This window comes from Terrabacter sp. P2_E3, from assembly GCF_056403915.1.
Genome location: NZ_JBFUEN010000011.1, coordinates 22,789 through 42,595, shown reverse-complemented (window position 1 = coordinate 42,595; position 19,807 = coordinate 22,789). Strand labels below are relative to the sequence as shown.

The window sequence follows — 19,807 nt, the reverse complement described above, 5'->3', positions numbered from 1 at the left end:
GCAGCCCACGCGCTTTCGGGACATTCACCGAACCCGCCCGGCACGCTGCCGCCCTGTGGTGCAATCTGCGCATGGTGACACCAGCCGGCTCCCGCGACGCGGGGTCCCTGCGCCCGCTCGGCGCCCTGCTCAGCGAGACCGACGACGTGCTGCGACGCGGGTCGCCGGCCGGTGCGCGCGTGTGGTCGACCGGCTTCCCGGCGCTCGACGCCGTCCTGACCGGTGGCCTGCGCTCCGGTGAGCTCGTCCTGCTCGGCGGGCCGGCCGGCCACGGCAAGACGACGATCGGCCTCCAGCTCGCCCGCAACGTCGTCGCCGCGGGCGCCACCGCCCTCGTCCTGTCCTACGAGCACGAGAGTCACACGCTGCTCGAACGGCTCATCTCGATGGAGGCCGCCGAAGGCGACCCCGGCGAGGTGGCCGGGGTCATCGACGTGCGGCGCGCGCTCGAGACGGCCGACCACGGCGGCTCGCTCGACACCGTGCTGGGCAGCCTGCCCGGCGGCCGACGCGCCCTCGCGGCGCTCGGCAGCTACGACGACCGGCTCCAGATCCACGAGTCGTCCGGCGCGACGACGACCCTCGACACGATCCGCGCGACCGTCGACCGCGTCACGGAGGCGACGGGCCAGGCGCCCTTCGTGCTGCTCGACTACATCCAGAAGGTGCCCGCCGACCGGGGCGAGGAGGACGATCGCATCACCGCCGTCGCCGAGGGGCTCAAGGACCTGGCCCTCTCCGCCCGCGTGCCCGTCGTCGCCATCTCGGCCGCCGACAAGGAGGCGCTCGCCGCGGGACACCGGATGCGCACGCACGACCTGCGCGGCTCCTCGGCGCTCGCCTTCGAGGCCGACGTCGTGCTCATCGTCAACGACAAGGTCGATGTCGTCTCGCGAGAGCACCTCGTCTACAACCTCGGCAACATCCAGCGTTTCCGCGGCTGGTCGGTCGTCAGCGTCGAGAAGAACCGCCACGGCAAGGCCCACGTCGAGCTCGAGTTCGCCAAGGACTTCGAGCACGGCCGCTTCCACACGGAGGGCCAGGAGGTCACCGAGCGGCTCATCGACGACCGGGTCTTCGTCTCCTGAGCCGTCCCACCCGATCGCGTATGCCGTCCCGTGGCGTGTGCCGTCCCGTCGCGTCCGCGCGCCCGCGCCGTCGCGCGCGGGTGCCGTGACGGCATACGCGGTCCCGGCCGTCTCGCCGGCTAGCGGGTGATGACGGTGACGTGGAGGTCGTCGCGCTCGTCGGCGACCTGCTCGAGGATCTCGAGGACGGTGTCGTAGGCCCCGCGGTCGTGCTCGCGCAGGGTGGCCGCGTGGTCCCAGACGAGCTCGAGGGGCACGCCCCGGGCGCCGTCGAGGTCGCGCAGCGCGTCGAGCAGGGCGTCCCAGTTGTGCCCGAACCAGTCGGGCAGCTCGAGTCCGGATGCGAACGCGTCGAGCACGCCGGCCTTGTCGTTCCCGCCCGAGACGACGCGCACGTCGTGGCCGAGCCAGGCGAGCTGGGCGATGTGGTCGTCGGCCTCGCTGTGCCGGCCCAGGAACGTCGTCACGTGCCCTCCCTGATCCGGCTGAACGATGCGTAGTGGTCGTCCGTCCAGTATCGCTCGCCGCTGCTGCCGGTGATGATGCGCCGGGCCCCACGGTCGGCGGATCCCGGTGTCACGACGGTGAACTCGCGGTAGTAGCCGCTCGTGTGCGGCGGCAGGATGCGCTCGCGGTTGTCGAAGGTGCGGTTGTCGCTGCGGGGGTAGGGGAACGGGCCGCCGGCCCGGATCAGGGCCATCGTCTCGCGGGCCTGCGCGGGCAGGGCCGACTCGGCGACCCACGGCAGGCCCGAGACGGGGTCGGTGTCGCCGGTCGCAGGGGTGCCGCTGGCGGCCGGACCACTGGCCGAGGTGCCGCGGGCCGAGGACGCGGCCGGGGACGACGGACCCTGTGCGGCGCGCACGACGACCCAGGCCAGCACGACGAGGGCCACGGCGAGCACGCCGAGGAGGACCTGGCGCGAGCCGAGCGTCTTCACGTCGTCATCATGCCCGAGGAGGCAATGGTCCGAATCCTCTGACGGCGCCGCGCCGCTGGGGGAGACTGCGGCACGTGAGCCTTCTACGCGGCCTCTTCGGGGAGCGGGGCGGCCGGCGTGACGAGCCGGCACCCGCGGTCGTGGCGCGCGACGTCGGTCACCGGGTCTTCGTCGAGCGCCCTCCCGAGCAGGTCTGGCCACACCTCGTCGCCCCCGGGCCGGGGGCCGAGCTCGGTGTCGACTGCGTGCGGGTGCTCGCCCTGCCGGCTGCGGGCCCGGCGGGACTGCCTGAGTTCGCCGGGGTCTGGCGGCGGTCGAACGGTCGGCTCTGGGTCGGGCTCAGCACCGTCGTCGCGGTCGAGCACGGGGTCCAGGTCGTGTCCCGGTCGGCCGACGGTGCGACGGCGCTCACCCTGACGACGACGGTGGAGCCGCTCGACGGCGGCTGCGTCGTCGCCCAGCGGCTCGACGGCCTCGCACCCTCAGACCCCGTGGCGGAGTTCGCCCGGGCCTGGATGGCGCGGGCGCTGCTCGGGCTCAAGGCGGACGTCGAGGGGAACCCGCGCAGCCGGACGGCGGACCAGACGGCCGACGGACCGGTCGAGGAGGCGATGGCGAGCGGCTTCGTCGGACACGGTGTCGCCACGGCCGGCGGCCCCGGGGTCCTGCCCGTGCACGAGACGGCCTCGATCGAGGTCGCCGTCGCCCCCTACCGGCTCCGCGAGCTGCTCGAGCAGCCGTCGTCCGAGCAGCTGCTCAAGCCGTCTCTCGAGCAGCTCGTGCGCCTCGAGCTCGCCGACGAGCCCGGACGCGAGCACGTGCTCGCGGTGCACCGCCACGACGACGGGCGCCGGGCCGCCTCGGTCTCGCTCCTCACCCCGGCGTCGGAGCCCGGGCGGACCGTCGAGCGGGACCTCACCTCCTCCCACGAGGCCGACGTCGTCACGACGGTCGAGCCGTGCGCGGTCGGCGCCCGCCTCACCGAGACCTTCACCGGCTGGCTCCCCGCCGGGCCCGGTCGCGTCGTCGACGGCTCCGGGATCGCCGCGCTCATGGCCACCCGTCTCGCCGTCGTCAAGAACCTCGCCGAGGCCGGTGTCGTCCCGCAGCGTGACCCGAGCACCGGCTTCCTGCCGCCCGGCCAGGTGTCGGACCTGCCGCCCCCGTCGGGCCCGCCGACGAGCGGGGCGCCACTGCCGCCGGTGGCCTCCGCTCCGTCCGCACCGGGCGCCGCCCACGCCGCCCACGCCGTCGGCGCCCGCCCGTCCGTCCCGTCGAGCGTCCTGCTCCCGCCGCCGCACGTCGCGGCACCTGCGGCCGGCTACGACGTCGGGCCGTGGCGGATGTGGACCGACGACGGCTTCTATGCCGCGAGCGAGGCCATGTGGTGGTGAGGGCCCGCCCAGGTCAGCAAGGACGATCAGGTCCGTCGTCGGTGCTCGGCGCTAGCGTCGGAGGATGCTCGAGACACCTGACGAGACAGCCGCCCTCCAGGCCCTGCTCGACGCCTCGCACGCCAAGGCGTCGGGCCACCTGCGGAGCATCATCGACGACGACCGCACCCTGACCGCCGAGCAGCTCGTCGCGCTGCTCACCGGCATGAAGGTGCTCTCCGTGGCCACCGTCACCGCGGCGGGCGAGCCGCGCATCAGCGCCCTCGACGGCCACTTCCTCCACGGCACGTGGACGTTCAGCACGGCCGGCACGTCGGCCAAGGCCAAGCACCTCGAGACGCGGCCCGCGGTGAGCGTCGCGCACGTCGACGGCGAGGACCTCGCCCTGTTCAGCCACGGGTACGCCGACCTCATGCCCCCGGGACCGGAGCGCGACGAGGTCGAGGCCCACTGGACCGCCCACTACGGCAGCAGCCCGTGGTCCTGGGCCGACGACATCCGGATGTACCGCCTGCGCATGACCTGGGCCGTCGCCTACGCCTTCAAACGCGACGAGCTGCTCCGGTCGAGGGGAGTGACCGCCTGACCGCAGTGCCGTGGCCTGCGGGAGAATGCCGGGGTGACTGACACCTCGGCGCGCCCCCGCCGCATCGTCCTGCTCGGCTCGACCGGCTCGATCGGCACGCAGGCCATCGACCTCGTCCAGCGCAACCGCGACCGCTTCGAGGTCGTCGGGCTCTCCGCCGGCTCCAACCTCGACCTCGTCGCCGAACAGGCCGTCGCGCTCCGCACCCCCGTCGTGGCCGTCGCGAGCGGGACGCCGGACGACCTCGCCGCAGCGCTCGCGCGCGCGTCCGACGCGGCCGGCGTGACGGCATACGACCCCGAGCTGCTCGTCGGCCCCGAGGCGAGCACGACGATCGCCGCGCGGGAGGCTGACGTCGTCGTCAACGGCATCACCGGGGCCATCGGCCTCGAGCCCACCCTCGCCGCGCTGCGCGCCGGCACGACGCTCGCGCTCGCCAACAAGGAGTCGCTCATCATCGGCGGCCCCCTCGTCAAGGCGCTCGCGGCCCCCGGCCAGATCGTGCCCGTCGACAGCGAGCACTCGGCGATCGCCCAGTGCCTGCGCGGCGGCCGCGCCGAGGAGGTGCGCCGGCTCGTCGTCACGGCGAGTGGTGGCCCGTTCCGCGGTCGGTCGCGTGACGAGCTCGCCGACGTCACTCCCGAGCAGGCCCTCGCGCACCCCAACTTCGCGATGGGCCGCGTCATCACGACGAACTCAGCGACCCTCGTCAACAAGGGCCTCGAGGTCATCGAGGCGCACCTGCTCTTCGACATCCCCTTCGAGCGCATCGATGTCGTCGTGCACCCGCAGCAGATGATCCACTCGATGGTCGAGTTCGTCGACGGCTCGACGATCGCCCAGGCAGGTCCGCCGCGGATGCTCGTGCCGATCGCTCTCGGGATGTCCTGGCCCGAGCGCATCGCCGACGCCGACGTGCCCGTCGACTGGACCCGGGCGCAGTCGTGGGAGTTCGAGCCGCTCGACGACGACGCGTTCCCGGCGGTCTCTCTCGCCCGTCGGGTGGGGGAGGCCGGTGGCACGTGGCCGGCCGTCTACAACGCCGCCAACGAGGTCGCCGTCGACGCCTTCCACGAGGGCCGCATCGGCTTCGTCGACATCGTCGACACCGTCGCGCACGTCGTCGACGCGTATGCCGCCGAGCCGGCCTCAGGGGTCACCGACCTCACGCTCGACGACGTCCTCGCTGCCGACGCCTGGGCCCGCCACGCCGCCCGGAGCACCATCGCCGGGTAGGCCACGGTTCGAGGTGTTCCACGGTCACCGGTGGCCGTGGAACACATCGACGCGGGAATCACAGGAAGTCGATGTGACAATGGAGGGGTGCTGTTCTTCCTAGGGGTCCTGGTCGTCGTCGTCGGTGTGGCGCTCAGCATCGCGCTGCACGAGATCGGCCACCTCGTGCCGGCCAAGAAGTTCGGGGTCAAGGTGACCCAGTACATGGTCGGCTTCGGCCCGACGGTCTGGTCGCGCAAGCGTGGCGAGACCGAGTACGGCATCAAGGCGATCCCGCTCGGCGGCTACGTCCGGATGATCGGGATGCTCCCGCCCCGACCCGGTGACAAGCCCGGCGAGCTGCGCACCCTCTCGACCGGCCGCTTCAGCCAGATGGTCGACCAGGCCCGGGCCGACTCGATGGAGGAGGTCAAGCCCGGCGACGAGGACCGCGTCTTCTACAAGCTGAGTCCCGGCAAGAAGATCGTCATCATGCTCGGCGGGCCGGTCATGAACCTCATCATCGCGTTCGTCCTCATCACGGGCGTCATCACGCTCTACGGCCTGCCGCAGGTGGCCCCCAAGGTCGGACTCCTCTCGGCGTGCGTGCCGACGACGGCCCCGACGCTGCAGGTGCCGCAGCCCGCCTGCAAGCCCGGCGATCCCGTCGCGCCGGCCAAGGCCGCGGGCCTGCAGGAGCGCGACCGCATCCTCTCCGTCGACGGCAAGCCGGTCAGCACGTGGGACCAGGTCACCGCGGCCATCCGCGACAGCAAGGGCGCCACGATGGCGTGGGTCGTCGAGCGCGGCGGTCAGCAGGTCACGATCGCGATCACGCCCGCCGTCCTCGAGCGCGCCACGTACGACGACCAGGGCAACCCCGTCGCCAAGGACGGCAAGCCCGTCCTCGCCTCGATGGGCTTCGCGGGCATCACGCCCGGCCAGGAGCTCGTCCGCACCCCCATCGCGCAGGCGCCCGGCTTCGTCTGGGACCGGATCGTCGACACCGCCTCGATCATCGTCAAGATCCCCGAGAAGATGACCGGCGTCGTCCAGGCCGCGTTCGGGTCCGAGGCCCGAGACCCCAACGGCCCCATCTCCGTCGTCGGCGTCGGTCGCATCGGCGGCGAGGTCGCGGCGCTCGACATCCCGGCCGACGAGGGTGGCAACTGGGTCAAGCTCGCCCAGCTCATCCTGCTCATCGCCTCCCTCAACCTCGCCCTCTTCGTCTTCAACCTCATCCCGCTGCTCCCGCTCGACGGCGGTCACGTCGCAGGAGCCCTCTGGGAGGCCGTCAAGCGGGGCTGGGCGCGACTGCGCCACCGTCCCGACCCCGGCTTCGTCGACGTCGCCAAGGGGCTGCCCATCGCCTACGGCATGAGCCTCGTCCTCATCACCATGTCGGTGCTGCTCATCTACGCCGACATCGTCAAGCCGATCAAGCTCTTCGGCTGAGCAGGCTGAGACGGCCATCCCACCTCCCCGGCTCCCGCTTCGGCGGGGCGCGACATAATGGCGGCATGAGCGTCTCCCTCGGTATGCCGCCCCTGCCCCCGCCGGTCCTCGCCCCGCGGCGACAGACCCGCCAGATCCAGGTCGGCAAGGTCGGTGTCGGGAGCGACTTCCCGGTCTCGGTGCAGTCGATGACGACGACGCCCACGACCGACATCAACGCGACGCTCCAGCAGATCGCCGAGCTGACGGCCTCCGGCTGCGACATCGTGCGCGTGGCCTGCCCGAGCCAGGACGACGCCGACGCCCTGCCGGCGATCGCGCGCAAGAGCCAGATCCCGGTCATCGCCGACATCCACTTCCAGCCGAAGTACGTCTATGCGGCCATCGACGCCGGCTGCGCAGCCGTGCGCGTCAACCCGGGCAACATCCGCCAGTTCGACGACCAGGTCAAGGAGATCGCCAAGGCGGCCAAGGACGCCGGCGTCTCCATCCGCATCGGCGTCAACGCCGGCAGCCTCGACAAGCGGATCATGGAGAAGTACGGCAAGGCGACGCCCGAGGCGCTCGTCGAGTCGGCGGTCTGGGAGGCGGGCCTCTTCGAGGAGCACGACTTCCACGACTTCAAGATCTCGGTCAAGCACAACGACCCGGTCATCATGGTGCGCGCCTACGAGCTGCTCGCCGAGCGCGGCGACTGGCCACTCCACCTCGGTGTCACCGAGGCCGGCCCCGCCTTCCAGGGCACCATCAAGTCGGCGACGGCCTTCGGCGCCCTCCTCTCGCGCGGCATCGGCGACACGATCCGCGTCTCCCTCTCGGCCCCGCCGGTCGAGGAGGTCAAGGTCGGCATCCAGATCCTCCAGAGCCTCAACCTGCGCCCGCGCAAGCTCGAGATCGTCTCGTGCCCCTCGTGCGGCCGCGCCCAGGTCGACGTCTACACGCTCGCCGACCAGGTCACCGCCGGCCTCGAGGGCATGACGGTCCCGTTGCGCGTCGCCGTCATGGGCTGCGTCGTCAACGGCCCGGGGGAGGCCCGCGAGGCCGACCTCGGCGTCGCGTCCGGCAACGGCAAGGGCCAGATCTTCGTCAAGGGCGAGGTCATCAAGACCGTCCCCGAGGCGCAGATCGTCGAGACGCTCATCGAGGAGGCGATGCGTCTCGCCGAGGAGATGGGCGAGCCGGTCGACGAGGAGTCGGCCGGGGCCCCGAGCGTCTCCGTCAGCTGAGGTGCGTGCCCCCGTCCGCTCGACCGAGCGGTATGCCGTCCTGCGCGACCTCGCCGAGCGTGTCGTCGCGCTCCGGCCGGGTGAGCGCGTGGCCGTGGCGGTCGACGGGTTCGACGGCGCCGGCAAGACGGTCCTCGCCGACCAGCTGGCCGAGGTGATCGGCGGTCTCGACGCCGCGCGTGACGTGCTGCGCGTCACCATCGACGGCTTCCACCGGCCCAGGGCCCAGCGCATCGCGCGGGGTCGCGGGCCGGAGACCTTCTACGAGGACTCCTACGACTACGACGCGTTCCGGCGCGCCGTCGTCGAGCCCTTCCGTCGGGGCGAGCCGGTCACCCCCGCCGTCAACGACGTCGAGGCCGACGAGCCGGTGCGGCCCGCCCCGGTCGCCGTCGGGCCCGACACGGTGCTGCTCGTCGACGGGATCTTCCTCCAGCGCCCCGAGCTCACCGAGGTCTGGGACGCCGCCGTCTGGGTCGACGTCCCCTTCAGTGTCTCGGTGCCCCGGGGCAACGCCCGCTTCGGGGACGGCCACGACCCTGACCCGGCGGCGGAGGCGAACCACCGCTACGTCCAGGGCCAGCGGCTCTACCTCGCGGCCGCCGACCCGCGGGCCCGTGCGACGTGGGTGCTCGACAACACCGACCTCGAGCGGCCCGTCCTCGTCGCGCCGCGCTGAGACCCACCCCGGCAGCTGCCCGGCGGCTTTCCGGCAGATGCCTGCACGGTGGTCGTGACGGGTTCGTGAGGCGCGCCGGGGTGACACCCGGCCCGCGGACAGGCACTCTTGGGTGGTGCTCCGCCAACGCCTCCCCGTGCGACCGCTGTCGGTGGTCGACCACGACGCCGCGCTCGAGGTGTGCGCGCGTGACCGGGTGGCCAACGCCTTCGTCGCCGCCCGCATCGTCGAGGGATCGCTGCGCACGTCCCCGGGCGCGCTCCTCGGGCACTGGGGGGACGGTGAGTTGCGCGGCCTCGCCTGGGTCAGCGCCAACGTCGTGCCGGTGGAGCTCGACGACGACGGCGTCGCGGCCGTCGCGTCGCGGATCAGCAGGATGCGCCGTCAGTGCGCCTCGATCTTCGGCCCGAGCGGGCAGGTCGGCGGTCTGTGGGACCGGCTCGGCCCGACGTGGGGCCCTGTTCGCGCGATCCGCACCCAGCAGCCGCTGCTGACGACGCGCACGCGCCCGTCGGCTCTCGGCCTGAGCCTCGACGCCGGTGTGCGCCCGGCGCGGATGGACGAGGTCGACCTCGTGCTGCCCGCTGCGGCGCACATGTTCACCGAGGAGATCGGCTACCCGCCCTACTTCGGCTCCGACCGCGGCTACCGGGCGAGCATCGCCGCGCTGATCCGCGCCGGCCACACCTTCGTCAAGATCGAGGACGGCGAGGTCGTCTTCAAGGCCGACGTCGGCTCGCTCGCCCTCGGCTGCGCCCAGGTCCAGGGGGTCTGGCTGCACCCTCGGCTGCGCGGACAGGGTCTCTCGGTGCCGGCCATGGCGAGCGTCGTCGAGCAGGTCCTGTCGGGCCTGGCCGACGAGGTGTCGCTCTACGTCAACGACTTCAACGTCGCGGCCCGGGCGACCTACGAGCGGTGCGGTTTCCGCGAGGTCGGCTCGTTCACGACGGTGCTGCTCTAGAGTCCTCGGGAGCCCGGCCTAGGGTGGGCTCATGAAGACCGCGACGAATGCCCCGCTCGGCAAGGACGCCATCGCCCTGGCCGGCCTCTTCCTCACCTCGGGCACGATGCACTTCGTCAAGCCCGAGCCCTTCGAGGCGATGGTGCCGAAGCAGCTGCCGTCTCGTCGCGCCCTCGTGTATGCCTCCGGCGCGCTCGAGATCGCCTGCGCCGTGGGGCTGTTCGTCCCTCGCACGCGTCGCGTGGCCGGTCTCGCGTCGGCGGCCCTTCTCGTCGCGGTCTTCCCGGCGAACGTCACGATGACGGGCCACGCCAAGCGTCGCCTCGACCGGAAGCCGGACGACGCGAAGCGGCAGGGCTACCTCGCCGCGACCGTCGCGCGGCTGCCGCTCCAGTGGCCGATGATCCGCACGGCGCTGCGCGCCGGGGGAGTGATGCGCTGAGGCGTCAGGCCTGCTCGCCGAACGCGATGCTGATGCTGTCACCGACACGGCGGTAGCCCATCGCCGTGTAGATGGCGTTCGACGTCGGGTTGGCGAGGTCGGTGTAGAGCATGCAGGCCTCGCCCGCGTCGAGGCGGGCGCTGCTGAGGGCGGCGACGACACCGCTGGCGTAGCCGTGTCCGCGCAGCTCCGGTGGGGTCCACACCCCTGAGATGCGGGTGACGCCGCCGCTGGCGGGGGAGGCGTAGGCCATCGACACGGTGCGCCCGGCGTCCTCCCAGAGGCCCACCCGTCCGTCGGCGACGTGCCGGTCGAGCGACGGGACGACCCGGCCCTCGCCCTCGATCGCGTCGACGAACTGCTGGTGCCAGCCGTCGACGAGCGCCGTGTCGGCGTCCGTCGCGAGCCGGAAGGAGCCGCTCACCTCGAAGGGCACGTGCGGCGGGGTCGGGAGGTCGAAGCGGCCCACCTCCATGGCGACCCTCGACGTCACTCCCGTGCGCGCGACCCACTCCGTGGCGAAGGCCTCGGCCGGTCTGCGCTGGCCGCCGACGCCGGGCAGCACGTCGCACTGGTCCGCGAGCAGGGCCGCGAGGTCGCGGGCCTCGTCGGCGCTGGCGAGCGCGATGTGCAGCGGATGGGGCGGCGTGTGCATGAACGCGCCGACGACCTCACCCGACGCGTCGGTGGCGGCCCACCACCGGGCCCCGACGTAGCGGCTGCGGTCGACGACGAGACCGTCCGTCACGCTCGCGACGACGCTCAGTGCCTCCGGCTTGCGCGCCACGAGGCCCGCGAACCGAGCCTGTGCCTCGGCGGCGTCGGTGACGAGCGTGAACGTGCTGGAGGAGCGCGACATACGGCAACTCTCGCAAAGGACGCGGACGCGTCGCGAGCCGTTTGACGGGCAGCCGACCGGTGACCGGGTCAGACGTGGGCGACGACCTCGGCGTGGGTCATCGCGAACCACGCGTCGGGGTGCCTCGACCAGTCCTGCCACGCGGCGCTGATCTCCGCGAGCTCGTCGGCCGTGACGAGACCGCGCTCGAGCGCCTGCGTCGCGAAGGTCGACTCGAGCGTGCGCCGCGCCCATGTGCCGCCCCACCACGCGCACTGCTCGGGCGTCGCGTACGTCCACAGCGAGGCCGACGGCGTGAGCCGGGAGAGACCGGCCGCGTGCGCCCAGGCGACGAGGTGGCGGCCAGCGTCCGGCTCGGCGTGGTTGAGGCGCGCGAGGCGGTGGTAGAGCTCGAGCCAGCGGGTCATCTCCTGCGACGCCGGGTGCCACACCATCGAGGCGTAGTCGACGTCGCGCACCGCGACGATGCCGCCCGGGCGCGTGACCCGCGTCATCTCGCGCAGGGCTCCCACGGGGTCGGTGAGGTGCTGGAGCACCTGGTGGGCGTGGACGACGTCGAAGGACCCGGCGGCATACGGAAGGGCCATGACGTCGGCGCGCTCGAAGCGGGTGCGCTCGTCACCTCGCGCGGCGGCGTGGCTGCGGGCCTGCTCGAGGGGGCCGTCGACGTTCTCGACCCCGACCACGACGCCCGAGGGGCCGACGGCCGCGGCGAGGTCGAGGGTGATCGTGCCGGGCCCGCAGCCGACGTCGAGGACCTGCAGGCCGTCGTGCAGGTGGGGGAGCAGGTAGGCCGCCGAGTCTGCGGCGGTCCGCGCGCCGTGCGACGCGAGGACGCTCGGGTGGTGCCCGTGGAGGTAGACGTCCGCCATGGCGCGACGCTAAGCCTCGTCCGCGGCACGCGGTGGGGCCGTCCACGCACGACGAAGGCCCGCCCCTGGAACGGGGCGGGCCTCCACCGAGTGCGGTGACCGGGTGGTCTCAGCTCACTTGGTGAGCGGGGCCAGCGTCGGGTCGTTCGCGTAGGCCTCGGCTGCGTTCTCCTTGGTCACGATGACCGGGGGGAGCAGGTTGGCCGGGACGACCTTGACACCGTTGTTGTAGGACTTGGTGTCGTTGACCGTCGGGGCCTGGCCCTTCTGGAGGGCGGTGACCATGGCGATGGTCTCCTTGACGAGGTTGCGGGTGTCCTTGTTGATCGTGGAGTACTGCTCACCCGCCATGATCGACTTGACCGACTCGACCTCGGAGTCCTGGCCGGTCACGATCGGCACGGGCTTGCCGGCCGCCTTGACCGATGTGATGATCGCGCGGGCCAGCGTGTCGTTGGGCGACAGGACGCCGTCGAGATCCGTGCTCGTGTAGTTGGCCGCGAGGAGCGTGTCCATGCGCTTCTGGGCGTTCTCGGACTTCCACGCCTGGGTGACGACCTGGTTGAAGTCCTTCTGGCCGGAGACGACCTTCAGCGTGCCGTCGTCGATCTTCGGCTGGAGCACCTTCATGGCGCCGTCGAAGAAGACCTGCGCGTTGGCGTCGTCGGGCGAGCCGGCGAAGAGCTCGATGTTGTACGGGCCGTTCGGCTTCTTCTTGGCCATGCCGTCGAGGAGGGCCTGGCCCTGGAGCTCGCCGACCTTGAAGTTGTCGTAGGCGACGTAGTAGTCGACCGCAGGAGTGTTCTTCACGAGACGGTCGTACGCGATGACCGTGGCGCCGGCGTCCTTGGCGGCCTTGAGCTGGGTGCCCAGCTGCGAGCCGTCGATGGCGCCGACGACGATGACCTTGGCGCCCTTGGTGACCATGGCCTGGATCTGGTTCTGCTGCTCCGACACGCCGCTGTTGGCGAACTGGACGTCGCCCTGGAAGCCGGCGGCCGACAGGCCGTCCTTGAACAGCTGCTCGGCGAGCACCCAGTTCTCCGACGTCTTCTGGGGCAGCGCGATGCCGATGACGGAGTTGGCGGGGAAGCCCGCCGCGGCGGAGCCGCCGTTCGATGCGCCCGGCGTCGTGCCGGTGTCGCTGCTCCGACCGCAACCGGTCAGAACAAGGGCGGCCACAGCCGTGACGCCCAGCACCTTGGTAAAGGTACGCATGTGCTCTCTTTCCTCTCATCGCGTCCGGGCGGAGCGCGGATCCCTCTCGGTCGCGGGCGGGCGCCCTGACCGGGTCTCTGGTGGTTCTTGGGTGGGTTTGGGGGGTTTTCGTCGGGCCGAGCCGGGGCTCAGCTGGACTGGCGGATGGTCTCGGAGACGGGAGTCGTCTCGGTGGCCGCAGACGGCGGCGGCGGGGCGGCCGAGTCGTCGTCGCTCCCCCCGCGTCGGAAGTTGCGGGTCAGCATGCCGAGGAGTGACACGCGCCCCTGTGACTTGTTGTAGACGTCGAAGGCGACGGCGACGAGGAGCACCAGGCCCTTGATCATCTGCGTCGCGTCGGCGCCGATCCCCTTGAGCTGCAGGCCGTTGTTGAGCACGGCCATGACGAGGCCTCCGACGATGGAGCCGACGACGGTGCCGACACCGCCGGTGACGGCGGCGCCACCGATGAAGACGGCCGCGATGGCGTCGAGCTCCCAGCCGACACCGTCGGACGGGCCTGAGGCGGTCGAGCGCGCCACGAAGATCATGCCGGCGAGTGCCGCCAGGATCGACATGTTCATCATGACGAGGAAGTTGACCTTCTTGCTCTTCACACCGGACAGCTCGGCTGCGTGACGGTTGCCGCCGACGGCGTAGATGTGGCGGCCGATGACGGTGCGGTTGGAGATGAAGCCGTAGAGCAGGACGAGGACCGCGAGGATCAGCCCGGCGATGGGGAACGACGTGCCGGGGCGGCCGGAGCCGAAGAGCAGCGTCGCACCGATGATGGCGGCGCAGATGAGGCCGAGCCGCACCCACATGACCCACGCCTCCTCGACGTCGGCACCGAGCTTGACGAGGGCGCGACGGCTGCGGAGGCTGCCGACGACGATCCCGACGGCGAGCAGCAGCCCGATGAGGACGGTGAGGTTGTTGTAGCCGGTGTCGGGCCCGACCTCGGGGAGGTAGCCGCCGCCGATGACCTGGAAGTCCTCGGAGACCGGCACCGAGTTGGACTTGCCGACGTACTGGTTCGCGCCGCGGAAGAGGAGCATGCCCGAGAGCGTCACGATGAACGCCGGGATGCCGACGTAGGCGGTCCACATCCCCTGCCACGCCCCGACGAGGGCGCCGATCGCGAGGCCGAGGAGGATGCCCATCCACCAGCTGAGGTTCCAGTCACGCATCGCGATGGCCACGCAGATGCCGACGAACGCCGCGACGGAGCCGACGGAGAGGTCGATGTGGCCGGCGATGATGACGAGCACCATGCCGATGGCGAGCACGAGGATGTAGGAGTTCTGCTGGAAGATGTTGATGACGTTGTCCGGCGTGAGCGTCAGCCCGCCGGTCCAGATCTGGAAGAAGATGATCAGCGCCACGAGGGCGAAGATCATGCCGAGCTGACGGGTGTCGCCACCGAAGATCTTCTTGACCTTGTCCATGGGTGCAGTCCTGGCTGTGTCGGGTGTGGATGGGGGAGGTGTCGGGTCCGGCGTCTCGGCGCCGGTCACGCGCTCTCGCGCGTGGTCGCCTGCGAGCCGCCGTGGGTGCGCCGGGTCATGAGTCGCATCAGGGACTCCTGGTCGGCCTCCTCACGGGACAGCACGCCGGTGACCGCGCCCTCGGCGATCGTGTAGATGCGGTCGGACAGGCCGATCAGCTCGGGGAGCTCGGACGAGACGAGGATGACGCCCTTGCCCTCCGAGGCCATCCTCTGGATGATCCCGTAGATCTCGAACTTGGCGCCGACGTCGATGCCGCGCGTGGGCTCGTCGAGGATGAGCAGGTCCGGCTCGGTGAAGAGCCACTTCGCGAGGACGACCTTCTGCTGGTTGCCGCCGGAGAGCTTCGAGACCCCCTCGTCGACGTTGGGAGCCTTGGTGCGCAGGGACTTCCGATAGGACTCGGCGAAGTTGTACTCCTCGCGCTCGTCGACGACGAAGCCGTGGGTGATGCGCGAGAGCCGCGCCGACACCGTGGTGCGCTTGATGTCGTCGAGGAGGTTGAGACCCAACGTCTTGCGGTCCTCGGTGACGTAGGCGAGGCCGGCGTCGATGGCATCGGAGACGGACCGCAGCCGCACCTCCTTGCCGTCCTTGAGGATGGTGCCCTCGACGTAGGTGCCGTAGGAGCGGCCGAAGAGGCTGCGCATGAGCTCGGTGCGCCCGGCGCCCATGAGGCCGGCGAAGCCGACGATCTCGCCGCGGCGGACGAAGAAGTCGCTGTGCTTGGCCACGAGCCGGTCGGCGACGCTCGGGTGACGCACCGTCCAGTTGCGCACCTCGAAGAAGACCTCGCCGATGTCGGGGGTGTGGTCGGGGAAGCGCGACTCGAGGTCACGACCGACCATGCCGCGGATGATGCGGTTCTCGTCGACGCCGTCCTCCTTGACGCGGAGGGTCTCGATCGACTTGCCGTCGCGGATGATGGTGATGGAGTCGGCGATCTGCTCGATCTCGTTGAGCTTGTGGCTGATCATGATGCAGGTGACGCCCTTGGAGCGCAGCCCCGCGATGAGGTCGAGCAGGTGCTGGGAGTCGCCCTCGTTGAGCGCGGCGGTCGGCTCGTCGAGGATGAGCAGCTTGACGTCCTTGGAGAGCGCCTTGGCGATCTCGACGAGCTGCTGCTTGCCGACGCCGATGTCGCGGATCTTGGTGTCGGGCTCCTCCTCGAGGCCGACGCGGGCGAGCAGCTCGCGCGCCTTGACGCGGGTCGAGAGCCAGTTGATGACGCCGCTCTTGGCCGTCTCGTTGCCGAGGAAGATGTTCTCGGCGATCGACATCTCCGGGATGAGCGCGAGCTCCTGGTGGATGATGACGATGCCGGCGTGCTCGCTGTCGCGGATGTTGTTGAACTCGCACAGCTGACCCTCGAAGTGGATCTCGCCGTCGTAGGTGCCCGCGGGGTGCACCCCGGAGAGCACCTTCATGAGGGTGGACTTGCCGGCGCCGTTCTCCCCGCAGATCGCGTGGACCTCTCCGCGGCGCACGGCCATGGAGACGTTCGAGAGCGCCTTGACGCCGGGGAACTCCTTGGTGATGTCCCGCATCTCGAGGATGACGCTGCCGGGCGGGTTCGCGGCAGGGGCCGCGGCGCCGGTGCTGTCCGCACCCGAGGATCCAGGAGCCGGGATGGAGGGGTCGCTCATCTGGTCGTCAACACTCCTTTGTGGTGTTTCGTGAGGCGCGAACGCCCTCCCCGATTGTTGCTCACCGTTCACCCGTGCGTGGCCGAACACCCCGTCGTGTTGTCACAAGGACGTCACGATGTCTGGACGAGTTCGACCGCACCTGCCGATCCGGCAGGCTCACTGAACACGCGGGGCTACTCGCCGGTCAAGCCCGTGACCGGTTCCTGTCCGGTCAGGACGGGAAGTGGACAGGACACGGGCCAACGGGGCATCCCGGGCGGCCGATATCCTGCCGGGGTTCCGCACCCGCGCGCACGAGTCACGCCGCGCCGTGCACCCTGCACCTCTCGAGGAGTCCCGGTGGCCCTGCACATGTCGTCCCTGTTCCTGCGCACCCTTCGCGAGGACCCGGCGGACGCAGAGGTCCCGAGCCACCGGCTGCTCGTCCGCGCCGGCTACGTGCGCCGGGTCAGCCCCGGTGTCTACACGTGGCTGCCCCTCGGCCTGCGCGTCCTGCGCAACGTCGAGAAGATCGTCCGCGAGGAGATGGACGCCATCGGCGCCCAGGAGCTGCTCTTCCCGGCGCTGCTGCCCAAGGAGCCCTTCGAGGCCACCGGTCGCTGGACCGAGTACGGCGACAACATCTTCCGCCTCCAGGACCGCAAGGGCGCCGACCACCTCCTCGGCCCGACCCACGAGGAGATGTTCACCCTCACGGTCAAGGACCTCTACAGCTCCTACAAGGACCTGCCGCTCTCGATCTACCAGATCCAGACGAAGTACCGCGACGAGGCACGTCCGCGGGCCGGCGTGCTGCGCGGCCGCGAGTTCGTCATGAAGGACAGCTACTCCTTCGACGTCGACGTCGCCGGTCTCGACAAGAGCTACCAGCTGCACCGCGAGGCCTACGTCCGCATCTTCGACCGCCTCGGCTTCCACTACGTCATCGTCGAGGCGATGGCGGGCGCCATGGGTGGCAGCAAGAGCGAGGAGTTCCTCGCGACGGCCGAGGTCGGCGAGGACACCTACGTGCGGTGCACGAGCTGCGGGTATGCCGCCAACGTCGAGGCCGTGCGCGTGCCCACCCCGGACCCCGTCGGCTGGGACGGCGTGCCCGCGGCGCACGCCGAGGACACCCCCGACACCCCGACCATCGACACGCTGGTCGCACACCTCAACGAGCGCTTCCCGCGCGAGGACCGCCCGTGGGCCGCCGGCGACACGTTGAAGAACGTCGTCGTGACGCTCGTGCAGCCCGACGGCACCCGCGAGCCGCTCGCCATCGGCGTCCCCGGTGACCGCGAGGTCGACGAGAAGCGCCTCGGCGCGCAGGTCGAGCCGGCGGAGGTGGAGGCCTTCACCGAGGCCGACTTCGCGGCCAACCCGGCGCTCGTCAAGGGCTACATCGGTCCGGGTGCGCTCGGGCTCGAGGGCACGACCGGCATCCGCTACCTCCTCGACCCCCGGATCGCCGAGGGCAGCCGCTGGGTCACCGGCGCCAACGTCGCCGGCCAGCACGTCATCGACCTCGTCGCCGGTCGCGACTTCGCGGCCGACGGCACCATCGAGGCCGCCGAGGTCCGCGCCGGTGACGCCTGCCCGAACTGCGACCACACGCTCTCGACGGCCCGCGGCATCGAGATGGGCCACGTCTTCCAGCTCGGCACGAAGTACGCCGAGGCGCTCGACCTCAAGGTGCTCGACCAGAACGGCAAGCTCGTCACGGTCGTCATGGGCTCCTACGGGGTCGGTGTCTCGCGCGCCGTGGCGTGCGTCGTCGAGGGCAACCACGACGAGTCGGGGATCATCTGGCCGCGCGAGCTCGCACCCGCCGACGTCCACGTCGTCGTGGCCGGCAAGGACGAGGCCCTCTTCGTCAAGGCCGAGGAGATCGCCCGCGAGCTCGAGATCCAGGGCCTCACCGTCCTCGTCGACGACCGCAAGGGCGTCAGCCCCGGCGTGAAGTTCAAGGACTCCGAGCTCGTCGGCATCCCGACGATCCTCGTCATCGGCCGCGGCCTCGCCGACGGGACGGTCGAGATCAAGGACCGTCGCACGGGCGAGCGCCGGGAGGTCGCCGTCGACGACGCCGTCGCCGCCCTGACCGCCGAGGTCACCGCGGAGGTCGAGCGCTCGTGACGGCGGCCGTCCCGCCCGTGCGGGCCGTCCTCTTCGACTGGGGCGGCACCATCACGCCCTGGCACGAGGTGGACTTCCACGCGACGTGGGGGGCGTATGCCGCCGGGCTCGGTCACACGGGCGACGCGCACGCCGCGTTCGTCGCGGCCATCTGCGCCGCCGAGGACGCCGCGTGGCGCCGCGGGCGCAGCGGCGGCGGCAGCGCACGCCTGCACGAGCTGCTCGAGTCGGTCGGCGTCACAAACGGCCACCCGGGCGCCGAGGAGGCGCTCACGGCATACCGCGCCTTGTGGGAGCCGCACACGATCACGGCGCCGGAGATCCGCCCCCTGTGGGAAAGCCTGCGCGAGAAGGGGATCCGTGTCGGCGTGCTGTCCAACACGCTGTGGGACCGCGACTACCACCGGTCGCTCTTCGAGCGCGACGGCGTGCTCGACCTCGTCGACGTCGACGTCTACTCCAGCGAGACCCCGTGGGTGAAGCCGCAGCCCGAGATCTTCGCCCACGCCGCCCGTGCGGCCGGTGTCGAGCCCGCCGAGTGCGCCTACGTCGGTGACCGGTCCTACGAGGACGTGCACGGTCCGCAGCAGGTCGGCATGCGCGCCATCTGGGTGCCGCACTCGAGCATCCCGCTCGACCAGCAGGTCTCGCAGGACGCGACGCCCGACGCCGTGGCGCACGAGATCACCGACGTGCTGACGATCGTCGAGTCCTGGAACGCCCGCGCCGACGGTGCGGACGCGTGAGCGACCCGACCCTCACGACCCTCGCGTTCCTCGCGGCCGCGGCGTTCGTCGCGGGCTGGATCGACGCCGTCGTCGGTGGCGGCGGCCTCGTGCAGCTGCCGGCGCTGCTCATCGGCCTCCCCGGCGCGTCGCCGGCGCAGCTGCTCGCGACGAACAAGTTCGGGTCGATCTTCGGCACGGCGACGAGCTCGGTCACCTTCTACCGTCGCGTGCGCCCCGACCTGCGCACGGCGCTGCCGATGGCGGCCGTCGCCTACGTCGGGTCGATCGGCGGGGCGCTCATCGGGCTGCACATCCCCAAGTCGGCCTTCAACCCGATCATCCTCGTGCTCCTCGTCCTCGTCGGCGCGTACACGCTCTTCAAGCCGGACCTCGGCTCGGAGTCGATCCGCCGCTACCACGGCGCCAAGCACACCGTGCTCGCGATGCTGACCGGCTTCAGCATCGGGGTCTACGACGGCGCGCTGGGTCCGGGCACCGGCAGCTTCCTCGTCTTCGCCCTCGTGGGCCTGCTCGGCTACAACTTCCTCGAGGCGAGCGCCAAGGCCAAGATCGCGAACTTCGCGACGAACCTCGGTGCGCTGACCGTCTTCCTGCCGATGGGTCTCGTGATCTTCAAGGTCGGGGTCGTCATCGCCGGGGCCAACCTGCTCGGCGGCTACGTCGGGGCGCGCACGGCCGTGGCGAAGGGGAGCGGCTTCGTGCGCGTCGTCTTCGTCCTCGTCGTCAGCGCCTTCATCGTCAAGATCGGCGGGAGCCTGCTCGGCTGGTGGCCCTGACGGGTCGGACCGGTCGAGTCGGACCGGTCGGGTCGGGTCTCAGGCCCGGTCACGACGAGGCGGCGGTAGGTGGGGACGAGCACCCGACGAGCC

The 19,807-nt window shown here is 71.3% G+C and carries 19 protein-coding genes; 12 read left to right on the top strand and 7 right to left on the bottom strand.

Features of this window, described 5'->3' with window-relative positions; genetic code table 11:
- The first annotated feature begins 71 nt into the window (after positions 1-71).
- Positions 72-1,088: a DnaB-like helicase C-terminal domain-containing protein gene (locus AC1DW8_RS15915; RefSeq protein ID WP_478095161.1), complete on the top strand. Its 1,017-nt coding sequence runs from the start codon at positions 72-74 to the stop codon at positions 1,086-1,088.
- Between the two features lie 119 nt (positions 1,089-1,207).
- Here the strand turns inward: AC1DW8_RS15915 and AC1DW8_RS15910 are convergent, their stop codons facing one another.
- Both AC1DW8_RS15910 and AC1DW8_RS15905 read right to left on the bottom strand, forming a co-directional pair.
- Entirely contained in the window at positions 1,208-1,555 is a 348-nt protein-coding gene (locus tag AC1DW8_RS15910; RefSeq protein ID WP_056824679.1) for a barstar family protein, read from the bottom strand.
- Positions 1,552-2,028: a guanyl-specific ribonuclease gene (locus AC1DW8_RS15905; RefSeq protein ID WP_056769965.1), complete on the bottom strand. Its 477-nt coding sequence runs from the start codon at positions 2,026-2,028 to the stop codon at positions 1,552-1,554. The genes AC1DW8_RS15910 and AC1DW8_RS15905 overlap by 4 nt, the downstream gene beginning before the upstream one ends.
- A 74-nt stretch (positions 2,029-2,102) precedes the next feature.
- Here AC1DW8_RS15905 and AC1DW8_RS15900 point away from each other — a divergent pair, with 74 nt between their 5' ends.
- The 8 genes from AC1DW8_RS15900 to AC1DW8_RS15865 all read left to right on the top strand — a co-directional run bounded on the left by AC1DW8_RS15900 (position 2,103) and on the right by AC1DW8_RS15865 (position 9,986).
- On the top strand, positions 2,103-3,422 hold the full coding sequence (locus AC1DW8_RS15900; RefSeq protein ID WP_478095160.1) for a hypothetical protein: 1,320 nt from the start codon (positions 2,103-2,105) through the stop codon (positions 3,420-3,422).
- A gap of 64 nt (positions 3,423-3,486) precedes the next feature.
- Positions 3,487-4,008, top strand: coding sequence for a pyridoxamine 5'-phosphate oxidase family protein (locus AC1DW8_RS15895; protein ID WP_056769959.1), 522 nt, complete (start codon positions 3,487-3,489; stop codon positions 4,006-4,008).
- Between the two features lie 33 nt (positions 4,009-4,041).
- Positions 4,042-5,244 (top strand): 1-deoxy-D-xylulose-5-phosphate reductoisomerase, encoded by a 1,203-nt coding sequence (gene dxr / locus AC1DW8_RS15890; protein ID WP_478095159.1) that lies wholly within the window; start codon positions 4,042-4,044, stop codon positions 5,242-5,244.
- Positions 5,245-5,331: 87 nt separating this feature from the next.
- The gene (locus AC1DW8_RS15885) at positions 5,332-6,678 is read left to right on the top strand and encodes a M50 family metallopeptidase (RefSeq protein WP_056824688.1); all 1,347 of its coding nucleotides are present in this window, start codon (positions 5,332-5,334) and stop codon (positions 6,676-6,678) included.
- A 65-nt stretch (positions 6,679-6,743) separates the two neighbouring features.
- Positions 6,744-7,904 (top strand): flavodoxin-dependent (E)-4-hydroxy-3-methylbut-2-enyl-diphosphate synthase, encoded by a 1,161-nt coding sequence (gene ispG, locus AC1DW8_RS15880; RefSeq protein WP_056769951.1) that lies wholly within the window; start codon positions 6,744-6,746, stop codon positions 7,902-7,904.
- A gap of 1 nt (position 7,905) precedes the next feature.
- A complete protein-coding gene (locus AC1DW8_RS15875) occupies positions 7,906-8,583 on the top strand; it encodes a nucleoside/nucleotide kinase family protein (protein ID WP_478095158.1) in 678 nt (225 codons plus the stop codon).
- 115 nt (positions 8,584-8,698) lie between these two features.
- Entirely contained in the window at positions 8,699-9,544 is an 846-nt protein-coding gene (locus AC1DW8_RS15870; RefSeq protein ID WP_235508605.1) for a GNAT family N-acetyltransferase, read from the top strand.
- Between the two features lie 31 nt (positions 9,545-9,575).
- Complete coding sequence (locus AC1DW8_RS15865; RefSeq protein WP_056769941.1) at positions 9,576-9,986, top strand: DoxX family protein; 411 nt, start codon at positions 9,576-9,578, stop codon at positions 9,984-9,986.
- A gap of 4 nt (positions 9,987-9,990) precedes the next feature.
- Here the strand turns inward: AC1DW8_RS15865 and AC1DW8_RS15860 are convergent, their stop codons facing one another.
- The 5 genes from AC1DW8_RS15860 to mmsA form a co-directional block, all read right to left on the bottom strand.
- The gene (locus tag AC1DW8_RS15860) at positions 9,991-10,845 is read right to left on the bottom strand and encodes a GNAT family N-acetyltransferase (protein ID WP_478095157.1); all 855 of its coding nucleotides are present in this window, start codon (positions 10,843-10,845) and stop codon (positions 9,991-9,993) included.
- Between the two features lie 68 nt (positions 10,846-10,913).
- Entirely contained in the window at positions 10,914-11,717 is an 804-nt protein-coding gene (locus AC1DW8_RS15855; protein ID WP_056824698.1) for a methyltransferase domain-containing protein, read from the bottom strand.
- 114 nt (positions 11,718-11,831) lie between these two features.
- Positions 11,832-12,935: a substrate-binding domain-containing protein gene (locus AC1DW8_RS15850; protein WP_478095156.1), complete on the bottom strand. Its 1,104-nt coding sequence runs from the start codon at positions 12,933-12,935 to the stop codon at positions 11,832-11,834.
- Positions 12,936-13,063: 128 nt separating this feature from the next.
- The gene (mmsB, locus tag AC1DW8_RS15845) at positions 13,064-14,362 is read right to left on the bottom strand and encodes a multiple monosaccharide ABC transporter permease (protein WP_478095155.1); all 1,299 of its coding nucleotides are present in this window, start codon (positions 14,360-14,362) and stop codon (positions 13,064-13,066) included.
- A 65-nt stretch (positions 14,363-14,427) separates the two neighbouring features.
- Positions 14,428-15,969 (bottom strand): multiple monosaccharide ABC transporter ATP-binding protein, encoded by a 1,542-nt coding sequence (gene mmsA / locus AC1DW8_RS15840; RefSeq protein ID WP_056772404.1) that lies wholly within the window; start codon positions 15,967-15,969, stop codon positions 14,428-14,430.
- 441 nt (positions 15,970-16,410) lie between these two features.
- On the opposite strand from mmsA, the gene AC1DW8_RS15835 reads away from it, so the two are divergent.
- From AC1DW8_RS15835 to AC1DW8_RS15825, 3 genes are read left to right on the top strand one after another with little or no spacing between them, the layout of a single operon-like run.
- Complete coding sequence (locus tag AC1DW8_RS15835) at positions 16,411-18,189, top strand: proline--tRNA ligase (RefSeq protein WP_056769924.1); 1,779 nt, start codon at positions 16,411-16,413, stop codon at positions 18,187-18,189.
- Positions 18,186-18,935 (top strand): HAD family hydrolase, encoded by a 750-nt coding sequence (locus tag AC1DW8_RS15830; protein ID WP_478095154.1) that lies wholly within the window; start codon positions 18,186-18,188, stop codon positions 18,933-18,935. The genes AC1DW8_RS15835 and AC1DW8_RS15830 overlap by 4 nt, the downstream gene beginning before the upstream one ends.
- On the top strand, positions 18,932-19,714 hold the full coding sequence (locus tag AC1DW8_RS15825) for a TSUP family transporter (protein ID WP_056769918.1): 783 nt from the start codon (positions 18,932-18,934) through the stop codon (positions 19,712-19,714). Before AC1DW8_RS15830 ends, AC1DW8_RS15825 begins: the two co-directional genes overlap by 4 nt.
- Positions 19,715-19,807: the final 93 nt, after the last annotated feature.